Annotated in this window: 1 protein-coding gene; it reads right to left on the bottom strand. The window is 64.7% G+C overall.

Going from position 1 to position 382, the window contains the following annotated elements; genetic code table 11:
• Window positions 1-382: non-reducing end alpha-L-arabinofuranosidase family hydrolase (locus IEY93_RS36260; RefSeq protein WP_268241606.1), on the bottom strand; the 382-nt coding region annotated here is incomplete at both ends.

The following is a 382-nucleotide window of genomic DNA, read 5'->3' as shown; positions in this document are numbered from 1 at the left end:
TTGGAGCTCGGGCTGCGGCCTTGGTAGAGCAGCTGCAGGTTGCAGGGGTCGACCGTCTTGGTCTGGTCGGGGTTGTTACGGATCAGGTCACCGTGGCTGATGTCGTCGGTCCAGGTCGCGCCACTGTTGGCCTTACCCGCGAACGGGTTGCTCTCGGTCGCCGCCTGCGGCGTCCACGAACCGCTCAGGCTGTCGGCGGTGAACGAGCGGAAGTAGCGGCCCCGCGCGCCCATCGCCTCGACGATCATCAGGTACTTGTTCTGGTTCTGCAGCTTGTACACCTCGACCGCCTCGAACAGGTTGGCCGTCGTGTCGCTCATGATCGTGGTGTAGGTGGAGCCGAAGCTGCCGGGGAAGTTCCCGATCGGCATGCTCTGCCGGT

Source organism: Sphaerisporangium melleum (genome assembly GCF_014646695.1).
In the GTDB taxonomy this organism is placed as follows: domain Bacteria; phylum Actinomycetota; class Actinomycetes; order Streptosporangiales; family Streptosporangiaceae; genus Sphaerisporangium; species Sphaerisporangium melleum.
Note: the sequence above shows the minus strand (reverse complement) of the source record. Positions and strands in the feature narration are given on the sequence as shown.